Genomic DNA, 25,411 nt, shown 5'->3' with positions numbered 1-25,411 from the left:
GAGCGCTAACGTACGCCACAGTAATAGCACAAAGCCATAGGCCGATGGTTCAGCACATTCCAAGGACAGTCACGGGTATTAAAGATCGAGCCTGAGCGGGCGACACCCTTCTTACTGACGGCAGGCTACATGCTCCATGGGCCACCCTGGATGAGCCGAACTTTCCTTGATCAGAACCGCGCGCCCTATGCCTTCCACTTCAAGTTCCTTCGCAAAACGCCTCTATGTTCCACGCATCGTGGGTTCGGCCATCGGGTTCTGGGCGGTGGCGGCGGTGCTGCGCACTTACCCGACACCGCCCTGGGTATGGGCATTGTTGGTATTTCATAGTTTCATCTGGCCCCACGTGGCTTACCTGCTGGCGCGGGGCGTACCGGTGCCCTATGTGATAGAACGGCGCAATATGGTCGCCGAGTCTGCCTTCGGCGGCTTATGGGTCGCAGCCATGCAATTCAATGCCCTGCCCTGCACCTTACTGGTGTCGATGTTTTGCATGAACTGCATTGCAGTCGGTGGGCCAAGGCTGCTGGCGTTGAGTCTACCGATGATGGTGGCCACCACGGTGAGCTTTACGGCGCTCTTGGGGGCGGCCTTCCTCCCTGAAACGTCCCCACTGCAGGTATATGCCTGCCTACCAATGCTCGCGGTCTACCCCCAGGCCGTGGCGGGTGCTGCCTACCAGCTAGCGGCAAAACTTGCCGAACACAAGCGCCAGTTCAAGGCCTTCAGCCGCTTGGACAGCTTGACCGGGCTATTGAATCAAGGGGCGTGGAAAGCCCTGCTCAAAGAAGAATTCGCGGCTTTCCAACAGCGTCAGCGGCCGATCACCGTGGCGTTGATCGATATCGACCATTTCAAGGCGATCAACGATCAACACGGTCATCCGGTAGGTGATGAGGTGATCCAGTTGCTGACCACGGTGATGCGCGAACGCAGCCGCGCCACCGACGTGGCCGGCCGCATAGGCGGGGACGAGTTTGGGCTGGTACTGCGAAACACCACGGTGGCCCAGGCCCAGGCAGTGCTGGAGCGGCTCAAGCATGAGGTAATGGAGGCCTTCACGGCCCGAGGTGACCTGCCCAGGGTAACTTTGAGTATTGGGTTTGCCCAGGCCTGTCACAGCATGCCGCGGGCAGAGCACTTGATCGTGTTGACCGATGGTGCCCTGTACGAGGCTAAACGCTTAGGCAGGAACCAGATCGTGGCAGCCAGCCCTAACCTTGAGCATGCCTGACACCCTCTACGCGATCACGGCAGGTTGGCACGGCACCGCCGCGCCCGCGGTCACCAGCAGCGTGTTTTTCATGGTGGTGATGATGGACTTCCAGTCCACCGCAGCCATGTCGATAGGAAAGCGCGCCTGGGCTTCGGGGGCCATCCAGGCCAAAGGCCTGCGCGCTCGAGTGTCATCGAAGGTAAACCGGGTACTCATGGCAAAGCCGTAGGCGTTGACGATCACTTTATTGAGCTTGGCTTGCCGCTCATCCAGGCGTTGCAAGCCTTGTTCGAAGGCTTCCCGGTTCGAGTAGTAGGTCACAGGCCCCGCCATTTCGGTCACTTCGCCCAAGGTCGGTATATTGCGGGTAGCGGACGAACAATTGATCACCTCGAACGTGCTGTTGGTTGGCTCCACCGCGTTGGCCAATAACATGTTCACGCAAATATCCACGGGAATCATGTCGTTGATCGCCACTTTCATGGACAGCGGGAAGTACTTGACGCCCCCCACTACCACGGCGCGTATAAAGGCTGGCAATGAGATGGAAAAGTCACAGTAGCCTTTGTAAGGGTATTCCCACGCCCCGGTAACGGAAGTAATACGCGCAACCATGATGGGCAACTTTGGGTATTGCTGCTGCAACAGGCGCTCCATCAGGTTTTTGGCATAGGCATACGCATTCGGCCACTCGCTCAGCCTGGGGTGGCTACCGTTTTGCAAGATCTGGTCTAGTTCAGCTTGAGCGTTGTGGTCCTGATATACCTGCTCTTCGATAGCAGCTGCGCCCACGCGATTACACTGAGCCCAATAGCTGGAGGTTACGAGAAACAGCTCAAGGTTTTCAAAGGTAGTGGCCAACTCAGCGCCTTGTAGGGCGGCCAGGGTATTGGCTTGTACCTGGTCCTGCAAGCTGACGTCCCACCGGGTATAGGCGGCCAGGTGAAAAATAATGTTCACTTGCTCGCGCAGGCTCTGCAACGGTTCCTGCGTGATACCCCACCTGGCCTGGGTAACGTCGCCTTTTATCCATACCACGCGTTCATCATAGGCACTGGCCTCGCCCGGTGCCCTGGAGTGGTAAAGGCAGTAGATCCGTTTCACACCCTTGAGCTTCTCGGAAAGGGTTTTAACTAACAAAGCACCGATGAACCCTGTAGCGCCCGTGATCAAAACGCACTTTCCTTCGTAAGCCTTATCCATAAGTTATCTCTTTGTATGATGCCAATGGAGAGAAGCAAAACCGATTCACCTGTCAAAAAGACCATGCTTCATACAGCAAGTCAAGGAAGCTTTGGTGAAGTTTTTAATCACTTAGAATATAAGCCTTAGACGCCCCGAATCGGGGTGCCAAATGGCAATATGCGCCATCTGTGGGCACTGGTTTTCACACGCAGTGATGGCATATTGCTTACTTACCCTGCCGAAAGATAAGGGCTCTCACTCAGAGTTTGCCAGGCGTAAACTCGTTGCATACCAACTAAACCACGGCTTTTACAGTATGGCATTATATTGATTACGCTTATAATGCGCGCCTCAATACTCAGCAGCGCGATCAATGAACAAGATACTCTTCGCTTTTATCCTTTTCTTTTCGGCCAACCTGCCTGCATTTGCGCAGCCACCGGCGACCTTCAGCGAGGCTAAGGTGGTGGCCAAGCAAAAGGTGTATTTCGACCAAGGCAATAGCGCGTTGGGCGAGTTGTACTGCGGGTGCAAATGGACCTGGGTGGGAAAATCCGGCGGCCGTATCGATGCAGGCTCTTGCGGCTTGCAAACCCGCACTCAGGAAAACCGCTCTGCCCGCACCGAGTGGGAACATATCGTGCCGGCCTGGACCTTCGGCCAACAGCGCCAGTGCTGGCAGAACGGCGGTCGTGCCCATTGCGTGAGTGACGACCCAGTATTCCGGGCGATGGAAGCGGACCTGTTCAACCTCTACCCTTCCGTAGGCGAAGTGAATGGGGATCGCAGCAATTTCAATTACGCCATGGTGTCCGGGGTTGCGCCCCAATATGGCCAGTGCAAAACCAAAGTGGACTTCGAGCAGCGCAGCGCCGAGCCCCGTGACGAAGTCAAAGGCCTGGTCGCGCGTACCACCTTCTACATGTTCGATCGCTACAAGCTAAGCATGTCGCGCCAGCAGCAACAGGTGCTGATGGCCTGGGATAAGCAATTCCCGGTCAACGCCTGGGAAGTCGAACGCAACAGCCGCATAGCCGCCATCATGGGCCACGCCAACCCCTTCACTACCCATGAGCGTACCTGGACCCTGGGCTATAAGCCGGTGGGCGACGGTGTTATCAGCCCTATTTCCGCTAAACCCGCGCCAGCGGCCGCGCCTAAAGCAGCGGCCAGCGCGGGGGCAACCTCGATCATCGCCAACCGCAATAGCCACCTGTATCACCTCCCTGTCGGCTGCCCCAGTTACGCCAAGGTGTCCGCCAAGAACCAGGTGTTTTTCAAATCCGAACGCGAGGCTGTAGCTGCTGGTTATCGGAAGGCGGGGGATTGCAAATAGGGGCGTGAGTCAGGCGCCTGTTCTACTCAAATACGCCTCAGCCCTGGCGTTGAAGGCGGACTAGGGCGTTCGAGAATGAGTAGATTGCTCAGTTAAATCGTTATCAGCGAGCATATTGCGCGATCCGATCACTCAGTTCATGATGGGCCCATACAAAAACAAAAGGCCCTCCCATGAAATTCCAAGGCATCGTTCCAGCCCTCGTTACCCCGTTCACCCCAGATCACCGCATTGACGAAGCAGCGCTGGCGGCATTGATCGAGAACCTGATAGCAGCAGGCGTGCATGGCTTGTTCGTATTGGGCACCAACGGCGAATTCTTTGCGCTTTCGGAGCACGAGAAACGTCGCATCGCCGAATTGACCGTCAAAGCGGCCGCTGGGCGGGTGCCAGTGGTGGCGGGCACGGGTGCTTTCGGCACCGCCGAAGTGATCGAAATGAACAAAAAGATGGCGGATTTGGGCGTAGATGCGCTGTCGGTGATCACACCCTACTTCAACGCCGTGTCCCAGGCGGAACTGATCAAACACTACGAGGCCATCGGCGATGCCTCCAGCCTGCCCATCATGATGTACAACATTCCTGCCAAGACCGGCATGTCCATCGGCATTGGCGCGGTCGCCGCGCTGAGCCAGCACCCCATGATCAAGGGCATCAAGGACAGCGCCGGGAATTTCGACAACCTGGTGCAAATGATCAAATACCGCAGCGATGATTTCGCGGTATTTGCCGGTACCGATTCACTGATCTATTGGAACCTGCTAGCCGGGGGCGACGGCGCCGTGGCGGCCACCGCTAACGCCGTGCCGCGCCTGGTAATGTCTATCTGGAACAACTTCCAGGCAGGCAACCACGACGCTGCGCGCCAGGCCCAAGAAGCCTTGCGCCCGCTGCGCGATGCCTTTGCGCTGGGCACCATGCCGGTGGTGCTGAAAAAAGCCGCGGACCTGCTCAATGTGCCCGTTGGGCCGTGCCGCGCGCCAGTGCAACCCTTGGACGCCGCCACCGAGGCAAAGCTGGCCGCCCTTCTGGCCGTGTATCGCTAACCCGTTACCGATCCCCAAGGAGCGCTTGCCATGACTACCGTTTTCCATTTCCAGACCGTCAAGCATATCGTTCACGGCCCTGGCAGCCTTGAGCTGCTGGCAGACAAGCTTGCGGTGTTGGACACCCCCGTGCGGCGGGTACTGCTGGTGACCCAGAACGCCATGCATCGCCTGGGCGTGACCGACCGGGTAATGACCCAGCTCGCCGCGCGGGGGGTTGAGGTGAAGATGCTCGATACCGTCGAGATCGAGCCCACCCTGGATAACATCGAGCAGATTTTCCGTGACCATGTCGCACCCTTCGCGCCTGATGCCCTATTGGCCATCGGCGGCGGCAGTGTGCTGGATGCGGCCAAGCTGTTCGCGGTGCTGCTCACCAACCCAATGCCGCTGCGCGACATGCTCGGCATCGACAAGGTGCCGCTGCCTGGCAAACCGATGGTCCTGGTGCCGACTACTTCGGGCACTGGTTCTGAGGTAACGCCCAACGCCATCGTTACCCTGCCAGACGAAGAGCTCAAGATTGGCGTGGTCAGCCGCCACTTGCTGCCGACGCTGGTGCTTCTCGACCCTGTATTGACCCTCGGGCTTCCACCGGCGATCACGGCAGCGACGGGGATGGACGCCTTCACCCACTCCCTGGAGTCGTTTATTTCCACCAAGGCCAACCCGGTCAGCGACATGTTCGCGTTGGAATCCATGCGGCTGATCGCAGGCAGCATCGTGGAGGCCTACCAGCAACCGGGGTCAGTGTCGGCGCGCGGCGATATGCTGCTGGGGTCTATGTATGGCGGCTTGGCGCTCACCGCGGCGGGCACCGCGGCGGTTCATGCCCTGGCGTACCCCTTAGGGGGCAAGTTCCACGTCACCCACGGGGTGGCCAATGCCATGCTGCTGCCCCATGTGATGGCCTTCAACCTGGACAGCTGCGCACCCCGGCTCAAGCGCGCGGCCATCGCCTGTGGCGTTGCCCAGGCCCAGGATTCGGACGTTCAGGCCGCGACCCAACTGATCGAGCAGATTCGTCAATGGACCGGCGTGCTGAACATTCCCCAGGACCTTACCGCCTATGGCGTGGACAAGGCCCATGTTCCGGACATGGCGGTCGCCGCCTCGAAGGTCACGCGCTTGATGGCCAACAACCCCAAGGTGCTGAGCCTTGGGGACATCGAGCGGTTGTATCACTGCCTACTGCCATAAACCGGTACAGCACACGGGCGCTACCCTGCCCCTGTGCTGCCTGATGCATTACAACAATAAGAGTGAGGGCTTCCCATGAAAGTCGTTTCGACGTCTCCATCGTTCGCCAAGTATTCGACCCAACCTATCGACCTGCTACGCCAGCACGGCATTGAATGCGTGCAACTGCCCGCTGATATCAGTGAAGAAGACTTTATCGCCCAGGCTGCCGATGCCCAGGCCGCTATCGTGGCGTTCAACGCCATTACCCCCAACGTGCTAGACGCCCTTCCCCAGCTGCGTATCGTCTGCAAACACGGAGTTGGGGTAGACAACATCGACTTGCCCGCGGCCCAGGCCCGAAATGTGTGGGTGTGCAACGTGCCGGATTCCAACAAGCATGCAGTGGCCGACTATACCTTCGCCCTGCTGCTGGCCTCGGCGCGCAAGGTGCCCTTGGCCGACCAACAAACCAAGGCCGGGGCCTGGCCGCGCCTGTTCGGCACCGACGTGCACAGCAAAACCCTGGGCATCATTGGCCTGGGCAATATCGGCAAGGAAGTGGCCCGGCGCGCAACGGGGTTCTCCATGCGGGTCATTGCCCATGACCCCTACCCGGATACTGCCTTCGTCCAAAGCCAGGGGATCGAGCTGCTGCCCTTGGACAGTCTGCTGGCCGAGGCCGATTACGTGTCCATGCACATTGGCCTGAACGAAGCGACCCGGCACCTGCTTGACGCCCGGCGCCTGGCCTTGATGAAGCCAGGGGCGCACCTGATCAATGCCGCGCGCGGCGGGATCATCGACGAGAACGCACTGTTCAAGGCACTCGAAGCCGGCCGGCTTGGCGGCGCGGCGCTGGATGTGTTCGAAGAGGAGCCTGCCAACGCGCACCCGCTCTATGCCCTGCCCAACGTCATCGCCTCGCCCCATATCGCCGGCTACACCCCTGGCGCCCTAGACCTGCTGAGCCTCGCGTGCAGCCGCAACGTAGTGGCCGTGCTGGCTTCGCAAACCAGGCCAGAGCATGTGGTCAACGGTTTGTAGGGCTTGGCCGCGGCCCTCTGAACATTCCAGCCCGCCTCTACGGGCTGCATTGAAGGGCCGGGGCGATAGACGTTGCTGCTCGAGAATTCCCTACCGGAGCTGGAACCATGCAAAACAATAATAAAGCCTCCTCTATACGCTGGTGGATCGCAGGATTGATGTGGACCGCCATCGCTATCAACTACATCGACCGGGTAGTGTTGTCCGCCGCCGCGCCCTTTATTGCCCAGGAATATGCCCTAAGCACCACGGAAATGGGCTTGGTGATGTCGGCGTTCTTCTGGTCCTACGCGTTGCTGCAGCTGCCCGCCGGCTGGCTGGCCGACCGTTTCGGCCAGAAGATTACCCTGGGCGGCGCGGTATTGTGGTGGTCCGTGGCCACGGCGCTGACAGGCGTGGCCACGGGCTTTAAATCCCTGTTCGCCTTGCGCATTGGCTTAGGGATCGGCGAAGCGGCGGCCTATCCCAGCAACGCCGGTATCGCCTCGCGCTGGTTCCCCGACAAAGAGCGGGCCACGGTCTCGGGCATCTTCGACAGCGGCTCCAAGTTCGGTGGTGCTATTGCCATGCCGCTGATTGTATGGCTGATCGCCTGGGTCGGCTGGAAAATGACCTTTGTGCTCAGCGGCGGCATTGGCATTATCTGGGCGTTGGTGTGGTTTGCCTTTTATAAGAACGACCCGGAGCGCCACCCTCGGGTCAATGCCGCGGAATTGGAATACATTCGCGCCGGCCAGCGTCGCCAGGAGAAAGACGGCGACAAGCCCACCATGCGCTGGTACGACCTGTTGCGTTATCGCAACGTGTGGGCCATGTGCCTGGGCTTTTTCTTTATCAACTACAATTCCTACTTCTTCATTACCTGGCTGCCCACCTACCTGGTCAAAGAACGGGGCATGGACTTGATCTCCATGGGCTTTATGGCGGCGCTGCCGCTGTTGATAGCAATGGTGGTCGAGGTGTTTGCCGGGTGGCTATCGGATCGAATTTACCAGCGCGGGCAGTGGTCGCTGACGCGAATCCGCAAAACCTTCCTGGTGGTGGGTTTGCTGATGGCGTCCTGCATCGGTTTTGCCGCCTTCGCCGAATCGGCCTGGGTAGCCATCGTGCTGTTGTGCATCGCTAAGTCTGGCACCACGGTGGCTGCAACTCAGGTGTGGGCTATGCCGGGTGACATCGCGCCCCGTGGCATGACCTCCATGCTGGCCGGTTTGCAAAACACGGTGTCGAACATGGGCGGCGTGGTTGGCCCAATCATCACTGGGATGATCGTGACCCTCACGGGGTCCTTCGTGCCTGCCCTGCTGTTCTCCGCCGCGCTGATCGTGGTAGCCATCGCCAACTACCTGTTCCTGCTGGGGGACATCAAACCGATCGAGGAGCGAAGCACACCTGCCGTCACTAAACCTGCGGTGGCTCAATAACGCCAACGCGCGGCCTGGCCACCCCTGGGCTAGCCGCGCACGGCCTGAGTTAAAGCGTTTCCACCCCTCACAAAAAACCGTATAAAGGGCGCAGAATCAGCTTGATCGGAATTTTTATGAAGGTTGCAAACCGCCGCAAGGCCATCCTAGACCTGGTGCTCTCCGGCACCGTGAACGTGGATGCGTTGTGCAAGCATGTAAATGTTTCTGAAGCCACCATGCGCCGCGACCTCAGCGCCCTTGCCGAGCAAGGCTTTATCGTGCGCACCTACGGCGGCGCTGCCCATGTAGGGTTGCGGGAACCGGAAAGCTCGGTGGATGAACGTCGTCAGCAGCACAGCCGACAGAAGCTGGCCATCGCTCGCGCCGCCCTGGCGCATATCCGCGATAACGACACCCTCTTTCTGGACGCAGGCACTACCACCTGTGCCCTGGCCGAATTGTTGGAAGCCCGGCAAGGCCTGCATATCATCACCAACAATGTGTTGGCGTTAACGGCCTTGTCGAAGCTGCCCAGTGGGAAAATCACTCTGCTGGGGGGCGAGCTGCGCACTTCCAGCCTCTCTACCTTCGGCGCGGCCGCCCTGGCGGCGTTGGAGCATTTGAGCGCCGACAAGGTGTTTTTAAGTGCCGACGGGGTAGTGGCGGATCTAGGCCTGTGCGAAGCCAGCGCTGAGCAGGCATACCTTAAAACCAACATGATGGCCCGCGCCGCCCAGGTGTTTGTGCTGGCCGACGCTACCAAACTGGGGCGCGCCTCCCAGCAGCATTGGTCGCCGGTCAAGGTACCCTGGACGCTGATCACCGACACCGCCGCCGACGACACCCTGCTCCGGCCCTTCCGCCAAAACCGTAATGTGGTGATCGAGGTGGCAGGTCCCTGAGCGCAGGCCAGGGCGCACAGTTGATAGCCGGAGGTAGCCAGCAGAGCTGGCGAACAGCACGCCATTGGGCGCTTGCCCCGCCTCAAAGAATCGCGGCAAAGCCCCGTTCCAGATCTTCGGTCAGCGCGCCTACGTCTTCTAGGCCGATATGCAGCCGCACCAAGGGGTTGAGGGTTGTGTAGCGGGGATGGGCCCGGTCTTGCAGATCTGCGGCGATGATCAGGCTTTCGAACCCGCCCCAAGACGCGCCAAGGCCAAACAGGTGCAAGGCGTCGATAAAGGCCCCTAGGTGTGCAGGGTCCGGGTCGTTGAATTCAAAGCTCAACAACCCATTGCTGCCACTGAAATCCCGTGCCCAGAGTTGATGGTCGGGGTGGTCAGGCAGCGCCGGGTAATACACGCGCTTGACCTGGGGGTGCTGCTGCAGCCAGCGCGCGACTTCCAGGGCCTGGCGCTGATGAGCATCCAGCCGTGTGGCCAGGGTGCGCGCGCCGCGCAGTACCAGGTACGCGTCGTCTGGGCTGACGGTTGTGCCGAAGGTATCGCTCATCGCCGCCAGTGCCTGCCAGGCCGCCTGGGTGGTACACACGCTGCCCATCACCACATCGCTATGGCCCGCCACGTACTTGGTCAGCGCCATAACCGAGATATCGGCACCCAAGGCGAGTGGGCGGTACTGGTAGCCGGAGCCGTAGGTGTTGTCCACTGCTAACAACAGTGCCCGGGCCTTGCACAGCGCCGCCATGGCGGGAAGGTCCGCCAGCTCGTACAGCAAGGAGCCGGGGATTTCCGCATAGACCATCTTGGTGTTGGCCTGCAGTTTGTCCTCCAGCCCACGGCCATGGGCCTCAAAGTAACTGTACTGGATGCCGAATGGCGCGAGGAACTGCTCGGCCACCTGGCGTACCGGCGAATACACCCCGTCGGTGATCAGCACATGGTCGCCTGGCCGCAGGTAGGCTAAAAACACCTGCGCCACCGCGGCCAGCCCGGTGCCGAACAGGCGGGTGCGATGACCGCCCTCCAGTTCGGTGATCAAATCCTCCAGTGCGAAGGCGGTGGGGTTGCCCCGGGCGCCATAGCTCAGCACCCGCTCGGTGTCGCGACGTTTACGGGCCTCGCGCATTTGCCCCAGGCTGTCGAACAGCACCGTGCTCATGCGCGCCACTGGCGGGTTGACCCCCCGCGCGCCACTGCCCTTGCGGCCGCGGGCAGCCTGCACCAGGCGGGTACGTACGCCCTGGGCGTTGGGCTGCGACGCCAGGGGGGCGAAGCTGGCCAGCTCCTGCTCAGTCATTTGCGCGAGCAAGCCCATTTCCCAGGCCAGGTACTGGCGCGCGGCGTCTTTGTTGCCCGCGTGCCGATCGTGGGTGAAAAACAGAAAGTCGATGCACTGCTCATTGGGCGGGCTATCGGCCTGTTCAGCGGTAGCGAAACCTGCGGCCCGCCAGCCGTTGAAGTCCAGCCAACGTACCCGCTTGGCTTGCTCGGCAGGCAACTCAAGGGCAGCGATGGCCGCGACTTGAGGCTGGTCCGCGATCAGCACCACAGGCTGGGTCTGCCCTGCCAGGGCCTCGGCCAAGCGGGGCCGGATCGACCACTGAGCCCCTGGAATATGAGCCTTGCGATACGCCATGCTGCCACGTAGGTCCACCAGGGCGAGGGGGTGATCGCGCAAGGCATCGGCCACCGCTTGGGCACTGATTTCAGCCAACGCCGGGGCCAGGGTCGGGGCTGGCGCAGGCAAGGCCAAGCCGCTGTGCAGGCCACCGTCGAGCACGTAGGCCTCGTGGCCGGCCTGGCGCAACCAACTGGCCACGATGGGCGCGCGCACGCCGTCGTCGTCCACTAGCACCAGCCGCGCCCGGCGCACCCCGACATACAGGTCGGTAGCCTGAACAAGCTGCCCGCCTGGAGTGTGTTGAGCGCCCGGCAAGCTGCCCTGGGCGAATTCTTCAGGCGTACGCACATCACAGAGGAACAGGCTACGGGCGGCATCCTGTGCCCAAGCCTGCGCCTGCTCAGCCGTTACCCAGCACACACCGGCGCGCTGGGCCAGGCGCCGCGCGGCCGTTTGCTGCGCCATCAACGCGGTGGCGGGAGCCGCCTCTGGGTAGCGTCGAGCGCTGCCCTGCTCCAGAGGCAGGTCGGCCAGGTACCAGCCCTGGGTGCCGTTTTCTAGCGCAAAGACCGGGTTTTTCACGCCGAGGTCGATCAGGGTTTGCGCGCCGATGATGCTGCGGGTGCGGCCCGCGCAATTGACCACGATGGGCGTGGTGTCGTCCCGCACCACGCTGGGCAGGCGATAGCCGAGCTCACCGTTGGGGCAGCAGATCGAGCCGGGGATGGTCATCTTGCGGTATTCCTCGAACGGCCGACCATCGAGCAGCACCAGTGGCTCACCCGCCGCTTGCCGCGCGGCCAGTTCGGTGGCGCTGATATGCGGGGTATGGCTCAGCGCTTCAACCTGTTCGCCAAAAGCCTTGGAGGGCACATGCACCCCGGCGAACAGCTCCAACCCCGCCGCCTTCCAGCCCTCGGCGCCCCCTTCAAGCACATGGACGCGGGTGTAGCCCAACTGCTGCAAGCGGTGCGCGGCCCTGGCCGAGACATCGTTACCGGCCTGGTCGTAGATCACCAGTCGCACACGGGGGTTAGGCGCCAGGCGCGCAGCTTCGATCTCCAGTCGGCTATACGGCAGGTTCACCCCATAGAACAGGTGGGCTTCGCCGTATTGGCCATGCTCGCGCACATCGAACAGGGCGATTTCCTGCCCGTCGAACAACCAGCCGTTTAAGTGTTGCGCAGTGACGTATTGGCTCATGGAGGTCTCGTGATCCTGTTTAACAACGCGGGGCTACTGCAATGCCAGCGACTTTTCACCCGGGGCGATGGCCCTGCCCTTTTCATAGGCCCGCTGCACGGCGGGCCTGGCCTTGATGCGCTCACGCCAGGCATGGATGTTCGGGTAGGCGGCAAGGTCTTGCCCCTGACGCAGGGGCTGAATCCACGGGAAAATCGCCATGTCGGCAATGGAATAGTCACCCGCCACGTAGGGCACGTTATTCAGCCGTGTGTCCAGCACGCCATACAGCCGCGTGGCTTCGGCGTTTAACAGGTCCAGGGCAAAGGGAATGGGGCCTGGCGCCTTTTCCTTGAACACCTGTAGCTGGCTCAAGTACGGCGTGATATGCCCCACCTGCCAGAATAGCCACTCCTGCACCCGATGGCGTTCGAGCGTGCCTTCGGCCGGCAAAAAGCGCCTAGCCTTGTTCGCCAGGTAATTGAGAATCGCCCCAGACTCAAACAGGCTCAGGGGCGCCTCTAACTGTGCCGGGGCGTGGTCGATCATCGCTGGCATCCGCCCGTTGGCGCTGATCGCCTGGAACCAAGGCTGCTTCTGCTCGCCAGCGCGAATATTGATGGGCAACAAACGGTAAGGCTGTTCAAGCTCTTCCAGCAAAATGCCCACCTTCAACCCGTTGCCCGTGGGCCAGTAGTAAAGGTCGATCATAAGTAGGCCTTGATCGACGGGGCCATTTGCGAGGCGTTGTAATTGAGCACCTTGCCATCGGTGTTCACGCCATAACGGCCGTTGAGGGACTCCAGCGGGCGGCCATAGAGGTGGAAGTGCAGCGTGGGGCTATCCCCTTCCACCTTGATGCCGTGCAAGTCCTCGCCGAGAAAACCGATAGAGGTGCCAGGCTGGACCACCACTTCCTTTTCCAGTGCCAACCGGGCAAAGCCCGGGTCGCCGCCATCGTCGGTACGCGCCCATACGTAATTGATCTCTTGGCCTTCCACGGCCACGATCACCGCCCAGGTTTCATGGTTGTGGGGCAAGGTGCGTTTGCCTGGTAGGAGGGAGTTCATATACAGCGTTGGGGTTTCGCCGTTGTCGTTCAGGCGGTAGCGAAAGGCGGTGTCACCCTGCCCCGCAACCGGCGGCGGGAAGGCCTCGAAGTTGAACAGGTCTCGGCGTTCGGCCAAGCCTTCGAGCAGGCTGACGATCTGCTTCAAGGCTTCGCGGTCCACGGGCCGTTGGTGAATCACACGAATCTGCTGGAGGAACGCCTCGATCACGTGGCTGCGGTCTTCGATGCTCATCAGGGTTACCTTTATAAGTGCGCGGGGCGCGATAGATCGTGCAAACGGTCAGACCGACAGGCTGTAGCGGCCGATATTGCTCAACAGGTAGGGGTCGCCCCCAGGTGCGAAGCGGCGCCCGGCAGTGTCCAGGGCATGGCGCAGGAAGGCCTGGGTGCGCTCGCTGGCAGGCTGCTGGAACACCTGCTCGGCGCTGCCGTGTTCGACGATCAGGCCGTTCTCGGTGAAATACACCACGTCACTGATGTCTTCGGCGAAGCGCATCTCGTGGGTCACCAGCACACAGGTCATGCCCTCGTCGATCAACTCGCCAATTACCGTGAGCACTTCGCCTACTGTTTCTGGGTCCAGGGCCGACGTCACTTCGTCGAACAGCATCAGCTCAGGGCGCATGGCCAAGGCGCGGGCAATGGCTACCCGCTGCTGCTGCCCGCCGGATAACTGCCCAGGGTAGGCGCCGGCCTTGTGCTCCATGCGCACCTTGGCCAGCAATGCCCGAGCGTCCGCCTCCGCCTGGGCCACGTTGCGGCCAAGCACCTTGCGCGGGGCGATTATCAGGTTTTCCAGCACGGACAAATGCGGGAACAGGTTGTACTGCTGGAACACAAAACCCACGCGCTTGCGCAGTTCGATACGTTGGGCCTCCTTGGTCAGGGTATGCACCTGGGTATCGCCCACGCGGACGGTGCCGCGCTGTGGCGCCAGCAAGCCGGTGATGCAACGCAAAATGGTGGACTTGCCCGACCCCGAAGGGCCGATGATCGATACTGCCTGGCCGCGCTGCACGTCCAGGTCGATCCCCTTGAGGACGTGGTTGCCGCCGAATGACAAGTGAATGTCGCGCAGGCTGATCAGGGGTGGCTCGGCGCGCGTTTCAAGAGAAGGCATACCGTCGCTCCAGGTAGTGAGTGAGGCGGGAAATCGGATAGCAATAGGCAAAGAACAGCGCCAGTACGCTGAAATAGATCAGCACCGTAAAGGCGGTTTGGTTGACCGTGTTGCTGGCGATCTGCGCGGTATCGATCAGGTCGTGCACGCCCACCAGGGAGGCCAAGGCGGTGCCCATGGTGATCACCGCGTAGAGGTTCATCCAGGGCGGCAACATGCGCTTGAAGCACTGCGGCAGGATGATCGAGCGGAACATCTGCCCCCGGGTGAAGGCCAGCGAGCGTGAGGCTTCCCACTGGGTGCTGGGGATGGACGCGATCGCCCCGCGAAAAATCTCCGCCACGTTGGCGCTGGCCGGCAACGCCAGGCCGAGGGTGACCTTTACCCAGTCCGGGAAAGCAACCCAGTGGTGGCCAATGTGCAGCTCGAACGGGAACACATAGGTGGTGAAGTAGATCAGCACCAGCCAGGGCGCGTTGCGAAACACCTGCACCCATACCCGTGCCAGCAAGCGGGTAATCCACAGTGGCGAGACCGCCAAGGCGCCGATCAGTAGCCCCAGCACCGAGCCTAGGGCAATCGCCAACAGGCTGATCAGGATGTTCTGCCCAAAACCCACCGCCAGCGCGGGAGCCCACTCATACAGCGCCGCCAGCGCTGGGCTATTCGGCACCACGAACACGCAAAACACTATTGCCAGCGCGAGTAACCCAAGGGGGCCCAGGTGCCGACGTGGCCAGGGCAGCACCACCCCGGTGGAGGTATCAATGGCCATAGCCTGGCATCCTTACTTTGGCTTCAAGGGCCCGGCCCACGCAGTTAACAACGAAACTGAGCAGGCCGAAGAACGCCAACAGCAGCAGCATCAATTCCAGTACGTTATCGCTCTGGGTCCAGATCATGATCGAGGCGTAGGTGATATCGCCCACGGCAATGGCCGAGGCCACCGCGGTCATCTTCACCAAGTCGATAAGGTTGTTGATCAGCGATGGCAGGGCGAAACGCAGGGCGAGCGGCAACTGCACATTCCACAGCAGCTGGCGGCTACTGAACGCCAGGGAACTGGCCGCTTCCAGCGTGACACTGGGCACGGCTTCGATGCCGGCACGCAAGGCCTCGGCATGAAAAGCCCCCTTGTGCAGTGAAATCACCAGCACCACCCAAGCAAAGGGGGTAAGCGGGTTCGCCGCGCCCACTGCCTGGGTCAGTAGCATGTTCAGCACCAAAAACGCGCAGTACAGCTGTACCAGCGTGGGGGTGTTGCGGGTGACCTCGATAAACACCCGGGCCGGTTTGGCCAGGTAGGCCTTGGCGCTGGTAAGCATCGCGGCCAGGGTAACCCCGGCCAGCAGGCTGCCAACGATGGTAAACAGGCATAGCCATACCGTGGTCAGCGCGCCGTTGACCAACGAACCCCGCTGATAGGCATCGAGCAAAAAGCTGTAGTTCAGCCCTAACCCGGCTGTCCACCGAACAAAGGCTTCAAGCCACGGGCTCATAAGGCCACCCCGCGCTGCAACCGCGCGCAAGCCTGGGCAATGCGGCGCCCGGCTTCGATCACGCTGCCGGTAGCGGTGGCGATGGACAGCCGGAACCAGGGCGACAGCCCGTAGGCACTACCCGCCACCCCTGCCACGCCGTGCTCCAACAGGTATGACACCACGTCAGCCTCATCCTTCAAGGGCTGCCCATCGGGCCGCAGGCGGCCGAGCAAGCCGGCGCACCGTACGAACACGAAGAACCCACCCTCCGGCTTGAGCACCTCCAGCCCGCTGACCTGTGCCAGCGCATCGACCAGCAGGTCCCGCCGTGCCTGATACGCCTGCACTTGAGCCGGGAGAAAATCCAGCCCGCCCTCGAAGGCGGCCAAGGCGGCCGCCTGGCCCACGGACGATGCGCCCGAGGTGGACTGAGACTGGATAACCGTCATCGCCTGGGCCAGGGCCTGTGGCCCGGCACCGAAGCCGATGCGCCAGCCAGTCATCGCATAGGTTTTAGACACCCCGCCTACCAGCAGCGCGCGCGGTTGCAGGTCTGGTGCAAGGTTAAGCAGGCTCAAGGGCGGTTGGCCATCGAAGCGAATATGCTCGTACAGTTCGTCCAGCAGCACCGCTATCTGGGGATGGCGGCGCAGTACCTCAGCCAGCGCCAGCAGCTCTGCGCCGCTGTAAACGGCGCCGCTGGGGTTGCCGGGGCTGTTGAGAATCAGCCAGCGGGTACGCGGGGTAATGTATTGCTCCAGTTGGGCCGGGGTCAGCTTGCAGCCTTGCTTCAAGCCGCATTCGATAAACACAGGCGTGCCGCCGTTGACCTTGACCAGGTCCGGGAACGACGGCCAGTAGGGCACGGGTACCAGCACCTCGTCGCCGTCGTCCAGGGTAGCGGCGAAGGCGTTGAAAATGACCTGCTTGGCACCATTGCCGACCACGATGGAAGGCAGCTCATACGCCAGGTGATTGTCCCGCTGCAATTTACGCTGGATCGCTTCGCGCAATGCCTTCACGCCGGGGGTGGGCGTGTACTTGGTCGCCCCGCCGTCGATGGCTGCGTAGGCCGCCTGCTTGATGTGCTCGGGGGTGTCGAAGTCTGGCTCGCCCGTGGTCAGGTCCAGGATGTCTCGGCCCCTTTCTCGCAAGGCCGTGGCCTGGGCTTTGGCTGCGGCGTTGGCGGAGAGCGACACCCGCTGTACGCGCTGGGACAGGCCAATACTCATGGCGCGGCGCTCCCTTGGTCTGGGCTGGGCAGCACCTTGCCTGGGTTGAGCAGGTTAAGCGGGTCCAGCGCCTGCTTGATCCGGCGCATCAGGTCCAGCTCCACGGCGCTCTTGTAGCGCGGCAGCAGGGCTCGCTTGCGCTGGCCAATGCCGTGCTCGGCGCTGATCGAGCCGCCAAAGGCGTGGGCGCTGTCATGAACCAGGGCGCTGAGTTCGGCATAGTGGGCCATATGTGCCTCGACCGTGGAGTTCAGCGGGTGGGCCACGTTGTAATGCAGGTTGCCATCGCCCAAGTGGCCAAAGGTGAAGTTACGCACCCCAGGGAAGTGCCGCTGCAGCAAGGCATCGGTGTGTTCGACGAACTCCACCATGCGTGAAACAGGAAGGGAGATATCGTGCTTCATGTTGCGGCCGGCGCGCGTTTGCGCCTCGCTCATGTTCTCACGCATCAGCCACAGCGCTTCGCTCTGGGCCAGGCTTTCGGCGATCACCACGTCAGCCAGCAGGCCCTCTTCCAAAGCTGAACCAAGCACCTGCTCGAAAGCCTCGCGGGCATGGGCCTGGCTGTGATTGTCGGATAACTCCAACAAGGCGTACCAGGGTTGCCCGGCGTTGATAAAGGCCCTGGGGCCTTGTGGAAACTGCTCATGCAGCAGCCTGAGGCAATCGGCGGTCAGCAGCTCGAAGGCGGTAAGGCTGGCGCCGAAACCTGCCCGAGCGTGGGACAGAAAGCTCACCGCCTGGGCCAGCGAGTCGAATGCCAGGAAGGCAGTGCTCTGGGCCTTGGGCAGTGGGAACAGCTTCAAGGTGGCGGCGGTAATGATCCCCAGCGTGCCTTCGCTGCCGATGTACAGGTCCCGCAGGTCGTAACCGGTGTTGTCCTTGCGCAGCCCACGCAGGCCGTTCCATATCTTGCCTTCGGCGGTGACCACCTCCAGCCCCAGGGTAAGCTCCCGGGTGTTGCCATAGCGCAGTACCGAGGTGCCGCCGGCGTTGGTGCCCAGGTTACCGCCGATGGTGCAACTGCCCTGAGCACCCAGGCTCAAGGGGAACAGGCGCCCGGCCTGGCGCGCGGCCTGCTGCACGTTCTGCAGAATGCACCCGGCTTCCACGGTCAAGGTGTCGTTGTCGGTATCCACCTGCCGTACGCGGTTCATCCGGTCCAGTATCAGAAGCACTGCTCGGCCAGTGGTGTCCGGGGTCGCGCCGCCCATCAAACCGGTGTTGCCGCCCTGCACAACAATGGGCGCACCGTGGGCCACGCAGGCCCGCACCACGGCCGCCACCTCTTCGGTAGTGGCCGGGCGCACCACCGCGAGGGCCTGGCCCACATAAGTGCCCTGCTTATCGGTCAGTTGAGCAAGGGACGTTTCCCCTGCGCTCACATAGCCGGCGCCCAGGTGGTGCTGTAACAGGTGAAACAGCTCACGGCTCATATTCAATCTCCTGCCGGCTTATTGAGCGGCGCGCGGCGCGCGGCGGTGCGCTGCGCAGGCTTTCGTGCAGGTCACGCAGGGCCTGGGAAGGCGCCATGCCGGTGCGTTCGCCCAGTTGCAGCAGCCAGCCGCTGCGGTGCCAATCCCGGACGATCGCGTCCAGCGCGGCTTGGGTATCCTGCTCGCCCTTGCGTACCCAAATCACCGATTTGGATGGGATCAGGTCGCCGGGTAAAGGGGTTTCAAAGCCCGCCCATTCTCCGTCGCTCAACAGTGCGTGCATGGTAGGGCTCACATGCACCGCCGCTACACAGCCATTGCCCCGCAGCGCCAATAGGGATTCAGATTGGCTGCGGAAGGCTTTAATCTGGGCACCGTAGTCTTCTTGCAGGGGCTTGATGAAGTTGCTGCCCTGGGACACGCACACCGGCTTGCCCCTTAAGCCTTCCCACTGGGTAATACCTGCGCCCTTGCGAATGAGCGCCGCGCCCCCGACCTCTTCATAAGGCGTAGGCACGTAGTCCAGGCTCTTGGCGCGCTCATCGGTGTACTGCATGTTGGCGATCAGAATGTCGACCTTGCCTTGCTGCAAGAACTGCACCCGGTTGGGGGCCAGCACCGACACGGTCTCCAGGCTGACGCCCAATTGCTGGGCGATGCCTTTGGCCAGCTCTACGTTGTAGCCCAGGTGCTCGCCGGTCTTGGGGTCGATGGTACCGAAGGGCGGGCCGCTGAGCAGCACGCCCACGCTGATCTTGTGACGGTCGTGGACTTTGTCCAGCGTCGCGTCCGCCTGGGCTAACGTAGCGCCCAAGGCTAAGGCCACCGATAGGCCAATGGCACCCAACTGCTTGCTTAAGAAGAAACCGCTCATGATCGAACGCCTGGTCAGAGAGCCACTGAAAAGAACCATCGCCTCAAGCCCCTGAGGCCTGGAACGTGTTATGCAGTTCCACCAGCGCGGGTGACGCCGGGCTGATGTGATGGCGCTTCTCGCCCTCGATCAGCCAGCCAGTGCGGTGCCATTGCTTGACCAGGGTGTCGAGCTTGGCCTGGGTGTCGGTTTCGCCAGGGCGGGTCCAGATCACCGACGGTGCTGGGTTCAGTTCGGGGGTAATGGCGCGGTAGCCCTGCCATTCGGCGCTGTCGGCGACCAGCGGGTTGATCAGGGTAGCGTCATGTACCGCGGCCACGCAGCTATGGCCCCGTAGCGCCAGCAGGGATTCGGACGAGCTTTTGAACGCCTTGAGCTGAACGCCCATTTCGCTCAGCGGTTTGACGTAACTGCTGCCCTGGGAGGTGCAGACCGGCTGGCCGGCGAGGTCTTCCCAACGGGTGACCTTGCTGTCCGCAGGCACGGCCGCTACCCCGCCCACCCGATAGAACGGCGTAGGCACAAAACCCAATTGCTCGCCGCGCTGGGCCGTCCACTCCATGTTGGCGATCAGCAAGTCCACTTTGCCTTGTTGCAAGAATTGCACGCGGTTAGCCGGCAGCACAGGCACCAGGTCCACTTCGGCGCCCAGGTAGCGGCCGATGTCCTCGGCCATGTCCACATTCAGCCCCTCAGGCGTTTGGGTACCTGGGTCGATGGAGCCAAAAGGCCCGCCGGACAACAGCACCCCAACCACCACGCGGTGGCGTTGCTCGATCTTGCTCAAGGTCGCGTCCGCCTGGGCAGTAGCGGTGGCGCCCAGCGTGGCGAGGGTTGCGGCAATGGCCAGCAATGAACGGGCCACGGGCAAGCGCGTGTTCGACATGGTGTTCCCCTGAGTAGTAACGGCCTTTGCCCCCGGCGGCGGTTCGCCTGGGCGCGGTGTAAGGCCCTGCATCCTAGGGAGAGAAATCATGCAGCGGAAATGCAAATATCAAATATGGTTATAACTGTTTAACCCATCGCACGCCTTGGCCGCGTGGAGCCCTCTTAAATAGGGGGATAACGCTAGTCTTTTCCGGAAAGCTTTCAAAAATACATAACAGGTTTTAATGTATTGATGGCTACCGCTGATATAAGTCACCTTGCCACCGAGGCGCTTGCCATGCCCCCTACCCTCGACCTAGAACTGCTACGCACCTTCATCGCCGTGGTCGACCACCACAGTTTTGCCGGGGCCGGGGTGCACCTGTCTCGCACCCAGTCGTCGGTCACCCAACAGATGCAGCGCTTGGAGCAGCAGGTGGGCGTAAGCCTGTTTCAGAAGCAAGGTCGGCAAAAACACCTGACCGAACCGGGCCGCCAGCTGTTGCGCCATGCCCGGCAGATGCTGTCGCTCAACGACGACGCTCTGAACGCCCTACAGGAACAGAGCTGGAGCGGTGTGCTGCGCATCGGCTCGCCCCACGACATCGCCGATACCATCCTGCCGCCAATCCTGAGCCATATCGCCCGCTCGGCGCCGCGGTTGCGGCTGGAAATCGATGTGGGCCGCAGCCCGTTTCTGATGCAGGACCTGCATCGGGGCAAGGTGGATATGGTGATCTCCACCCGCGAAGACGCGAGCCTGGAAGGCTTCGCCCTGCGCACCTCGCCGGTGTGGTGGATCTGTTCGGCGCAATACATTCATGTGCGCGGCGAACCCATCCCGCTGATTCTGGTAGATGAACCGAGCATTTACCGGCGTTATGCCATAGAGGCGTTGGAGCAGGCCAACATTGCCTGGCGCCAGGCGTACCTGGCGTCCAACCTGATTGGCATCAAGGCCGCCACCCGGGCGGGGCTAGGCGTGACAGCCCGTAGCATGGAAATGCTCGGGGCAGACATGCGCGTGCTGGGGGAAGCCGACGGGCTACCGAGGTTGCCGGACGTCACCTACCACCTGTGGATTCGGCCCAATACCGTCAACCCGCTGGCACGGCGGGCGTATGAATTGATACGGGCCAGCCAGCGGGCTTAAACGCCGGGGCCACGGGCGCTACATCCTTTGTGGGAGCTGGCGCCAGCCAGCAAATCGGTCGCGCCGCGGTATTTAACCCGGCCGCGGCAACGCGGTTGGCGCCAAGGCCGATTGCGAGATATGTGGCTCTGTCCTCTATTGCCTGTAGGAACGAGCGCACGCTCGCGAAGAGACGGCACAGGCACCCTATGACCCCCTGTTCGCCAGCTGTGCTGGCTCCTACCACGCTTTCGCTTGTGCGATGACGGCCAAGACGGTATCTACGGTTGGAGCACAGCCCTTACCCCTTGTGTAACCAGCGCTTCATAGGCCGAGGCGACAGCAGAGCGGAACCCTGGGGCCTGGGCCAATGAAGGGCTGAACACCTCGGTTAAGCCTAAGAGGGCATCGACCCTTGCCGGCCCACTGGGCAACTGTGCCAGGCGTTCGCGCAGGGGGTCGTCCAGCGCGGGGCCTTGCAGTTCGGTAAAGCGAACCCAGGCAGCGACGCCCAGGGCGGTACAGTCGATGCGTTTGCCTTGGCCCAGCAAATGCTCAGCTCCCACCAGCCAGCGCTGGGGTAGCTTTTGCGAGCCGTCCATCGCGATCTGCCGCAGCCGGTGTTCGAGGGCATCGTTACCGAACCGGGCTACCAGCGCCTCGGCATAGCTGGCCACATCCACCCCCTTCGGCATATCCAGGGTAGGCGCGGCTTCATCGTGCATATAACGCGCGACCAGGCGCGCCAGCCAAGGGTCCTTGATAGCTTGGGCAACCGTTTCGAACCCCGCCAGCACGCCTACGTAGGCCAGCAATGAATGGCTGCCATTAAGCAGGCGCAGCTTCATGTCTTCGAAGGGGCGTACGTCCGTAACCATCTGCACGCCCTCGCCCTCCCAATCCGGGCGGCCCGTAGGGAAGTGGTCTTCGATCACCCACTGGCTGAAGGCTTCGCACACCACCGCGGCGGGGTCGTCGCAGCCCAAGGCCTGCAACCGCTGGCGAGCCCCATCGTCCATGGCGGGCACGATGCGGTCCACCATGCTGCTGGGAAAGGCCACGGTGCCCGCTATCCAGCGCGCCAGCGCCGGGTCCAGCTGTTGGGCCAGCCCCACTACCGCCTGGCGCGTACGCTGGCCATTGTGGGGCATGTTGTCACAACACAGTACCGTGAACGGCTCATGCCCGGCCGCTTTGCGCCGGCGCAGGCCTTCGAGCAGGATGCCCGGTACGCTGCGGGGCTCACTCGGCGTGGCGAGGTCGGCCTGTATCAGCGGGTCATCCAGGCGAAGCTCGCCAGTGGCCGGGTTCAGACAGTAACCTTTTTCGGTCACGGTGAGGGTCACGATGCGCACCACGGGGTCGGCCAAACGGGCCAATAGCCGCGCCCGCCCCAGCCCTTGATCGCCCGCGAACAGCACTTCCCATACTGCGCGAATAGCCCGCAGCGTCACCTGCGATCGGTCGCTGTACTCGGCCACTGAATAGCGCCCACCTTGGGCGCTTAAGGCCTCGACCAGCGCGCTGCCCGAACGCAGGTTGGCGCTGCAAATCCCCCATTCGCCGCCGTTGTGCCGAGCAAGGTTACGTTCCAGGTACACCGCCTGATGGGCCCGATGAAAAGCGCCCAGGCCCAGGTGAACGATGCTGATCGTTGCATGCGCCCAGGTCGACTCGACCCGTTCTACCCGGCTCACCGGGACACCCCAGCGGCGACGGGCTGAGCGGGCGTGGATTCACGGCTACCTGCCAGGGGCTTGACGAAGCGGGCGACGCACAGCGCACCGACCACCGTGAGCGCACCGGCCAGCAAGAACGCACTGGTGAAGGCCCCGGTGAACTGCACCAAAAAGCCAGTCACGGTAGGGCCGATGATCCCTGAGGTGTTGGCCAGAAAATGCATAAAGCCCCCAACCGAACCTACTCGCGCGGCGGGTACGGTGTCCTGCACGATGGCCCAGTAGATCGCACCGGTGAGGTAGAGGAAGAACACCGACAGCGCCACCAGGGTGACCGCCGCGTAGAGGGTGCTCACCAGGCCCGCCAGGGCGATACACAGCGCGCAGCCGAGCAGGCAACTGACCAGCACCACCTTGCGGGAAAACATGATCCGACCGGTTTTGCGGTAGACGAAGTCCGACAAGAAGCCGCCCAGGGCGAGCCCTACGCAGCCCATCAACCAAGGGATGACCGTGGCAATGCTCATGTCCTTCATGTTCAGGCCCTGGGCCTGGGTGAGGTAGGTAGGGAACCAGGTCAGGAAGAAGAACAGGGTGTAGTTGTAGGCAAAGAACGCAAAGGCAGTGACCAGTACCGTAGGGTGGCGCAGGTAATAGCCCAAGGGCCGTACCTGAGTGTCCACCACGGCAATGTTGCGCTCCTCGGCGGCAATGCGTTCAGCCAGCTCCCCGGTGGGTTTGGGCTTGACCCAGAAGTACCAGACGGTTGCCCACACAAAGCCGATCAGCATGATCACCAGAAAAGATACTTTCCAGCCGTAGGTCACCGCCACAAAGCCCACGACCGGCCCTGAGATCGCCCCGCCCAAGGGCGTACCGGACAACGCCAGGCCAATGGTGCGGGCCCGCACCCGGGGTTCGTACCAGGTGTTGACGGCCTTGCTGGTAGCCGTGGCCAGCGGCCCCTCGGCCATGCCGAACAGCACCCGCACCACCAGCAGCGCGGCAAAGCCTGCCACCAGCACCGTTAGCCCGCTGAAGGCCGACCACAGCAGCATGGCCACCACCAAAGTGGTCTTGGCGCCGAAGCGGTCCGCGGCCCAGCCGCCGATGAAGTTGAACACCGCATAGCCCACGAAAAAGGCGCTGAACAGCAAACCCATTTCGCCGGGGGACAGGGCGAAGTCCTTCTGGATCAAGGGCGCCGCGACCGACAGCGCCGAGCGGTCCAGGTAATTGATGATCCCTGCCAGAAACAGCATGACCAGGATCAGGCCACGTCCGTGACTATTCATTGCGATAACCTCCCGTGAGTTGTGATTGTGTCGGTGAGGGCGGTAGGGCCGGTCAGGCACGAGGGGCGTTGAGCTCTACCAGCACCTTTCGGGTTTGCTCCGGGTGCTGCTCGATCAACTCGATAGCCGAGGGCATGTCGGCGAAGGGCACCCGATGGCTGATCAGGGCCTGCACGTCCAGCGCGCCACTGGCCATCAACTCCAGTACCCGGGCAAACTTGCGGTTGTTCAGCCGTGAGCCCACCAAGGTGAGTTCCTTCTTGATGACCTCCAACTGCACCAGGTCGCTGGGGGTGGCGGAGAAGCCCAGCAGGCCGATGCGCCCGGCAGGCGAAGCGATGCGTGCCATCTGCGGCAACAGCTCGGGGATGCAGGCCGCGTCCACGATCAAGGGCACGCCCTCCCCGCCGGTCACCTCACGCATCACCTCTTCTACGTTCTGGGTACGGCCGTTGAGGGTGCGCGTGGCGCCCAGCTGGCGGGCGGTGGCCAGGCGGTCATCGATCACATCGGTCACGGTGATATCGGTCAGGCCCAGGGCGCGCGCCATTTGCACCACTGTCAGGCCAATCACCCCGGCGCCATAGATCAGCACGGCATCCCCGGGGAATACCTGCATACGGTCCAGCACGTTAAGGGCGATGGTGTAGGGCTCCACCAGCGCGGCCTGCTCCAAGGCAATGCCGTCGGGCAGGCGATGGGCGTTGGCGGCCGGTACGCTGACCAGCTCACTGAAACCGCCGTCACGGTGCACACCCAGCACCTGCAAGTGCGTGCACACGTTAGGCCGGCCAATCCGGCAGGGGTAGCAGCGGCCGCAATTGATCACTGGGTCGATGCAGACCTTATCCCCGACCGCCAGGCCCGTGACGCCCTCGCCCACCTGCTCCACGACGCCGGCAAATTCATGGCCGGTGATGCGGGGGAAACGCACAAAGGCATTTTGCCCGTGGATGATGTGCATGTCCGAACCGCAAATGCCCGCATAGGCCACGGCCACCCGCACGTCACCTGTCGCGACCTCGGGCTCGGCGACCTGCTCCACGCTGAACTCGTGGGGGCCTCGTACTTGAAATGCTCTCATGTTGTTCTCCTTAGGGCGC

The 25,411-nt window shown here is 62.2% G+C and carries 22 protein-coding genes; 8 read left to right on the top strand and 14 right to left on the bottom strand.

What is annotated here, in order from left to right:
* The first annotated feature begins 187 nt into the window (after positions 1–187).
* Complete coding sequence (locus ACWKV4_RS09625; RefSeq protein ID WP_483831843.1) at positions 188–1,234, top strand: diguanylate cyclase; 1,047 nt, start codon at positions 188–190, stop codon at positions 1,232–1,234.
* A 6-nt stretch (positions 1,235–1,240) separates the two neighbouring features.
* Here ACWKV4_RS09625 and ACWKV4_RS09620 read toward each other — a convergent pair whose 3' ends face one another.
* Positions 1,241–2,419 (bottom strand): SDR family oxidoreductase, encoded by a 1,179-nt coding sequence (locus tag ACWKV4_RS09620; RefSeq protein ID WP_483831842.1) that lies wholly within the window; start codon positions 2,417–2,419, stop codon positions 1,241–1,243.
* Between the two features lie 355 nt (positions 2,420–2,774).
* Here ACWKV4_RS09620 and ACWKV4_RS09615 point away from each other — a divergent pair, with 355 nt between their 5' ends.
* From ACWKV4_RS09615 to ACWKV4_RS09590, 6 genes are all read left to right on the top strand, one after another.
* Entirely contained in the window at positions 2,775–3,737 is a 963-nt protein-coding gene (locus ACWKV4_RS09615; RefSeq protein WP_483831841.1) for an endonuclease, read from the top strand.
* Between the two features lie 173 nt (positions 3,738–3,910).
* The gene (gene dapA, locus ACWKV4_RS09610; protein WP_483831840.1) at positions 3,911–4,783 is read left to right on the top strand and encodes a 4-hydroxy-tetrahydrodipicolinate synthase; all 873 of its coding nucleotides are present in this window, start codon (positions 3,911–3,913) and stop codon (positions 4,781–4,783) included.
* A gap of 30 nt (positions 4,784–4,813) precedes the next feature.
* On the top strand, positions 4,814–5,983 hold the full coding sequence (locus ACWKV4_RS09605; protein ID WP_483831839.1) for an iron-containing alcohol dehydrogenase: 1,170 nt from the start codon (positions 4,814–4,816) through the stop codon (positions 5,981–5,983).
* A 75-nt stretch (positions 5,984–6,058) separates the two neighbouring features.
* Positions 6,059–7,009 carry a phosphoglycerate dehydrogenase gene (locus ACWKV4_RS09600; RefSeq protein WP_483831838.1) on the top strand — a complete coding sequence of 317 codons (951 nt, stop codon included), beginning with the start codon at positions 6,059–6,061 and terminating at the stop codon, positions 7,007–7,009.
* Positions 7,010–7,116: 107 nt separating this feature from the next.
* Positions 7,117–8,433 carry an MFS transporter gene (locus tag ACWKV4_RS09595; protein ID WP_483831837.1) on the top strand — a complete coding sequence of 439 codons (1,317 nt, stop codon included), beginning with the start codon at positions 7,117–7,119 and terminating at the stop codon, positions 8,431–8,433.
* A 116-nt stretch (positions 8,434–8,549) separates the two neighbouring features.
* Entirely contained in the window at positions 8,550–9,317 is a 768-nt protein-coding gene (locus ACWKV4_RS09590) for a DeoR/GlpR family DNA-binding transcription regulator (RefSeq protein ID WP_483831836.1), read from the top strand.
* An 82-nt stretch (positions 9,318–9,399) separates the two neighbouring features.
* Here the strand turns inward: ACWKV4_RS09590 and metC are convergent, their stop codons facing one another.
* Genes metC through ACWKV4_RS09540 form a run of 10 tightly spaced genes read right to left on the bottom strand, consistent with a single transcriptional unit; the run spans position 9,400 to position 20,221 of the window.
* Positions 9,400–12,141, bottom strand: coding sequence for a cystathionine beta-lyase (gene metC / locus ACWKV4_RS09585; RefSeq protein WP_483831835.1), 2,742 nt, complete (start codon positions 12,139–12,141; stop codon positions 9,400–9,402).
* Between the two features lie 33 nt (positions 12,142–12,174).
* Positions 12,175–12,831: a glutathione S-transferase N-terminal domain-containing protein gene (locus tag ACWKV4_RS09580; protein WP_483831834.1), complete on the bottom strand. Its 657-nt coding sequence runs from the start codon at positions 12,829–12,831 to the stop codon at positions 12,175–12,177.
* Complete coding sequence (locus tag ACWKV4_RS09575) at positions 12,828–13,424, bottom strand: cysteine dioxygenase family protein (RefSeq protein ID WP_483831833.1); 597 nt, start codon at positions 13,422–13,424, stop codon at positions 12,828–12,830. Before ACWKV4_RS09575 ends, ACWKV4_RS09580 begins: the two co-directional genes overlap by 4 nt.
* Before the next feature lie 48 nt (positions 13,425–13,472).
* Complete coding sequence (locus ACWKV4_RS09570) at positions 13,473–14,312, bottom strand: amino acid ABC transporter ATP-binding protein (RefSeq protein ID WP_483831832.1); 840 nt, start codon at positions 14,310–14,312, stop codon at positions 13,473–13,475.
* The gene (locus tag ACWKV4_RS09565; protein ID WP_483831831.1) at positions 14,299–15,087 is read right to left on the bottom strand and encodes an amino acid ABC transporter permease; all 789 of its coding nucleotides are present in this window, start codon (positions 15,085–15,087) and stop codon (positions 14,299–14,301) included. The genes ACWKV4_RS09570 and ACWKV4_RS09565 overlap by 14 nt, the downstream gene beginning before the upstream one ends.
* The gene (locus ACWKV4_RS09560) at positions 15,077–15,811 is read right to left on the bottom strand and encodes an amino acid ABC transporter permease (protein ID WP_483831830.1); all 735 of its coding nucleotides are present in this window, start codon (positions 15,809–15,811) and stop codon (positions 15,077–15,079) included. The genes ACWKV4_RS09565 and ACWKV4_RS09560 overlap by 11 nt, the downstream gene beginning before the upstream one ends.
* Positions 15,808–17,025 carry an aminotransferase class I/II-fold pyridoxal phosphate-dependent enzyme gene (locus ACWKV4_RS09555; protein WP_483831829.1) on the bottom strand — a complete coding sequence of 406 codons (1,218 nt, stop codon included), beginning with the start codon at positions 17,023–17,025 and terminating at the stop codon, positions 15,808–15,810. The genes ACWKV4_RS09560 and ACWKV4_RS09555 overlap by 4 nt, the downstream gene beginning before the upstream one ends.
* The gene (locus ACWKV4_RS09550; RefSeq protein ID WP_483831828.1) at positions 17,022–18,461 is read right to left on the bottom strand and encodes an FAD-binding oxidoreductase; all 1,440 of its coding nucleotides are present in this window, start codon (positions 18,459–18,461) and stop codon (positions 17,022–17,024) included. Before ACWKV4_RS09550 ends, ACWKV4_RS09555 begins: the two co-directional genes overlap by 4 nt.
* Positions 18,451–19,335, bottom strand: coding sequence for a transporter substrate-binding domain-containing protein (locus ACWKV4_RS09545; RefSeq protein WP_483831827.1), 885 nt, complete (start codon positions 19,333–19,335; stop codon positions 18,451–18,453). Before ACWKV4_RS09545 ends, ACWKV4_RS09550 begins: the two co-directional genes overlap by 11 nt.
* A 43-nt stretch (positions 19,336–19,378) precedes the next feature.
* Positions 19,379–20,221, bottom strand: coding sequence for a transporter substrate-binding domain-containing protein (locus tag ACWKV4_RS09540; RefSeq protein WP_483831826.1), 843 nt, complete (start codon positions 20,219–20,221; stop codon positions 19,379–19,381).
* 279 nt (positions 20,222–20,500) lie between these two features.
* Between ACWKV4_RS09540 and ACWKV4_RS09535 the strand changes: the two genes are divergently transcribed.
* Positions 20,501–21,355 (top strand): LysR substrate-binding domain-containing protein, encoded by an 855-nt coding sequence (locus ACWKV4_RS09535; RefSeq protein WP_483831825.1) that lies wholly within the window; start codon positions 20,501–20,503, stop codon positions 21,353–21,355.
* Between the two features lie 260 nt (positions 21,356–21,615).
* Here the strand turns inward: ACWKV4_RS09535 and ACWKV4_RS09530 are convergent, their stop codons facing one another.
* From ACWKV4_RS09530 to ACWKV4_RS09520, 3 genes are read right to left on the bottom strand one after another with little or no spacing between them, the layout of a single operon-like run.
* Positions 21,616–23,031 (bottom strand): mannitol dehydrogenase family protein, encoded by a 1,416-nt coding sequence (locus tag ACWKV4_RS09530; RefSeq protein WP_483831824.1) that lies wholly within the window; start codon positions 23,029–23,031, stop codon positions 21,616–21,618.
* Positions 23,028–24,308, bottom strand: a complete 1,281-nt coding sequence (locus tag ACWKV4_RS09525) for an MFS transporter (protein ID WP_483831823.1) — start codon at positions 24,306–24,308, stop codon at positions 23,028–23,030. Before ACWKV4_RS09525 ends, ACWKV4_RS09530 begins: the two co-directional genes overlap by 4 nt.
* Before the next feature lie 52 nt (positions 24,309–24,360).
* Entirely contained in the window at positions 24,361–25,392 is a 1,032-nt protein-coding gene (locus ACWKV4_RS09520) for a Zn-dependent oxidoreductase (RefSeq protein ID WP_483831822.1), read from the bottom strand.
* Between the last annotated feature and the right edge of the window lie 19 nt (positions 25,393–25,411).

The sequence above is a fragment of the Pseudomonas artemisiae genome (assembly GCF_057128685.1).
Note: the sequence above shows the minus strand (reverse complement) of the source record. Positions and strands in the feature narration are given on the sequence as shown.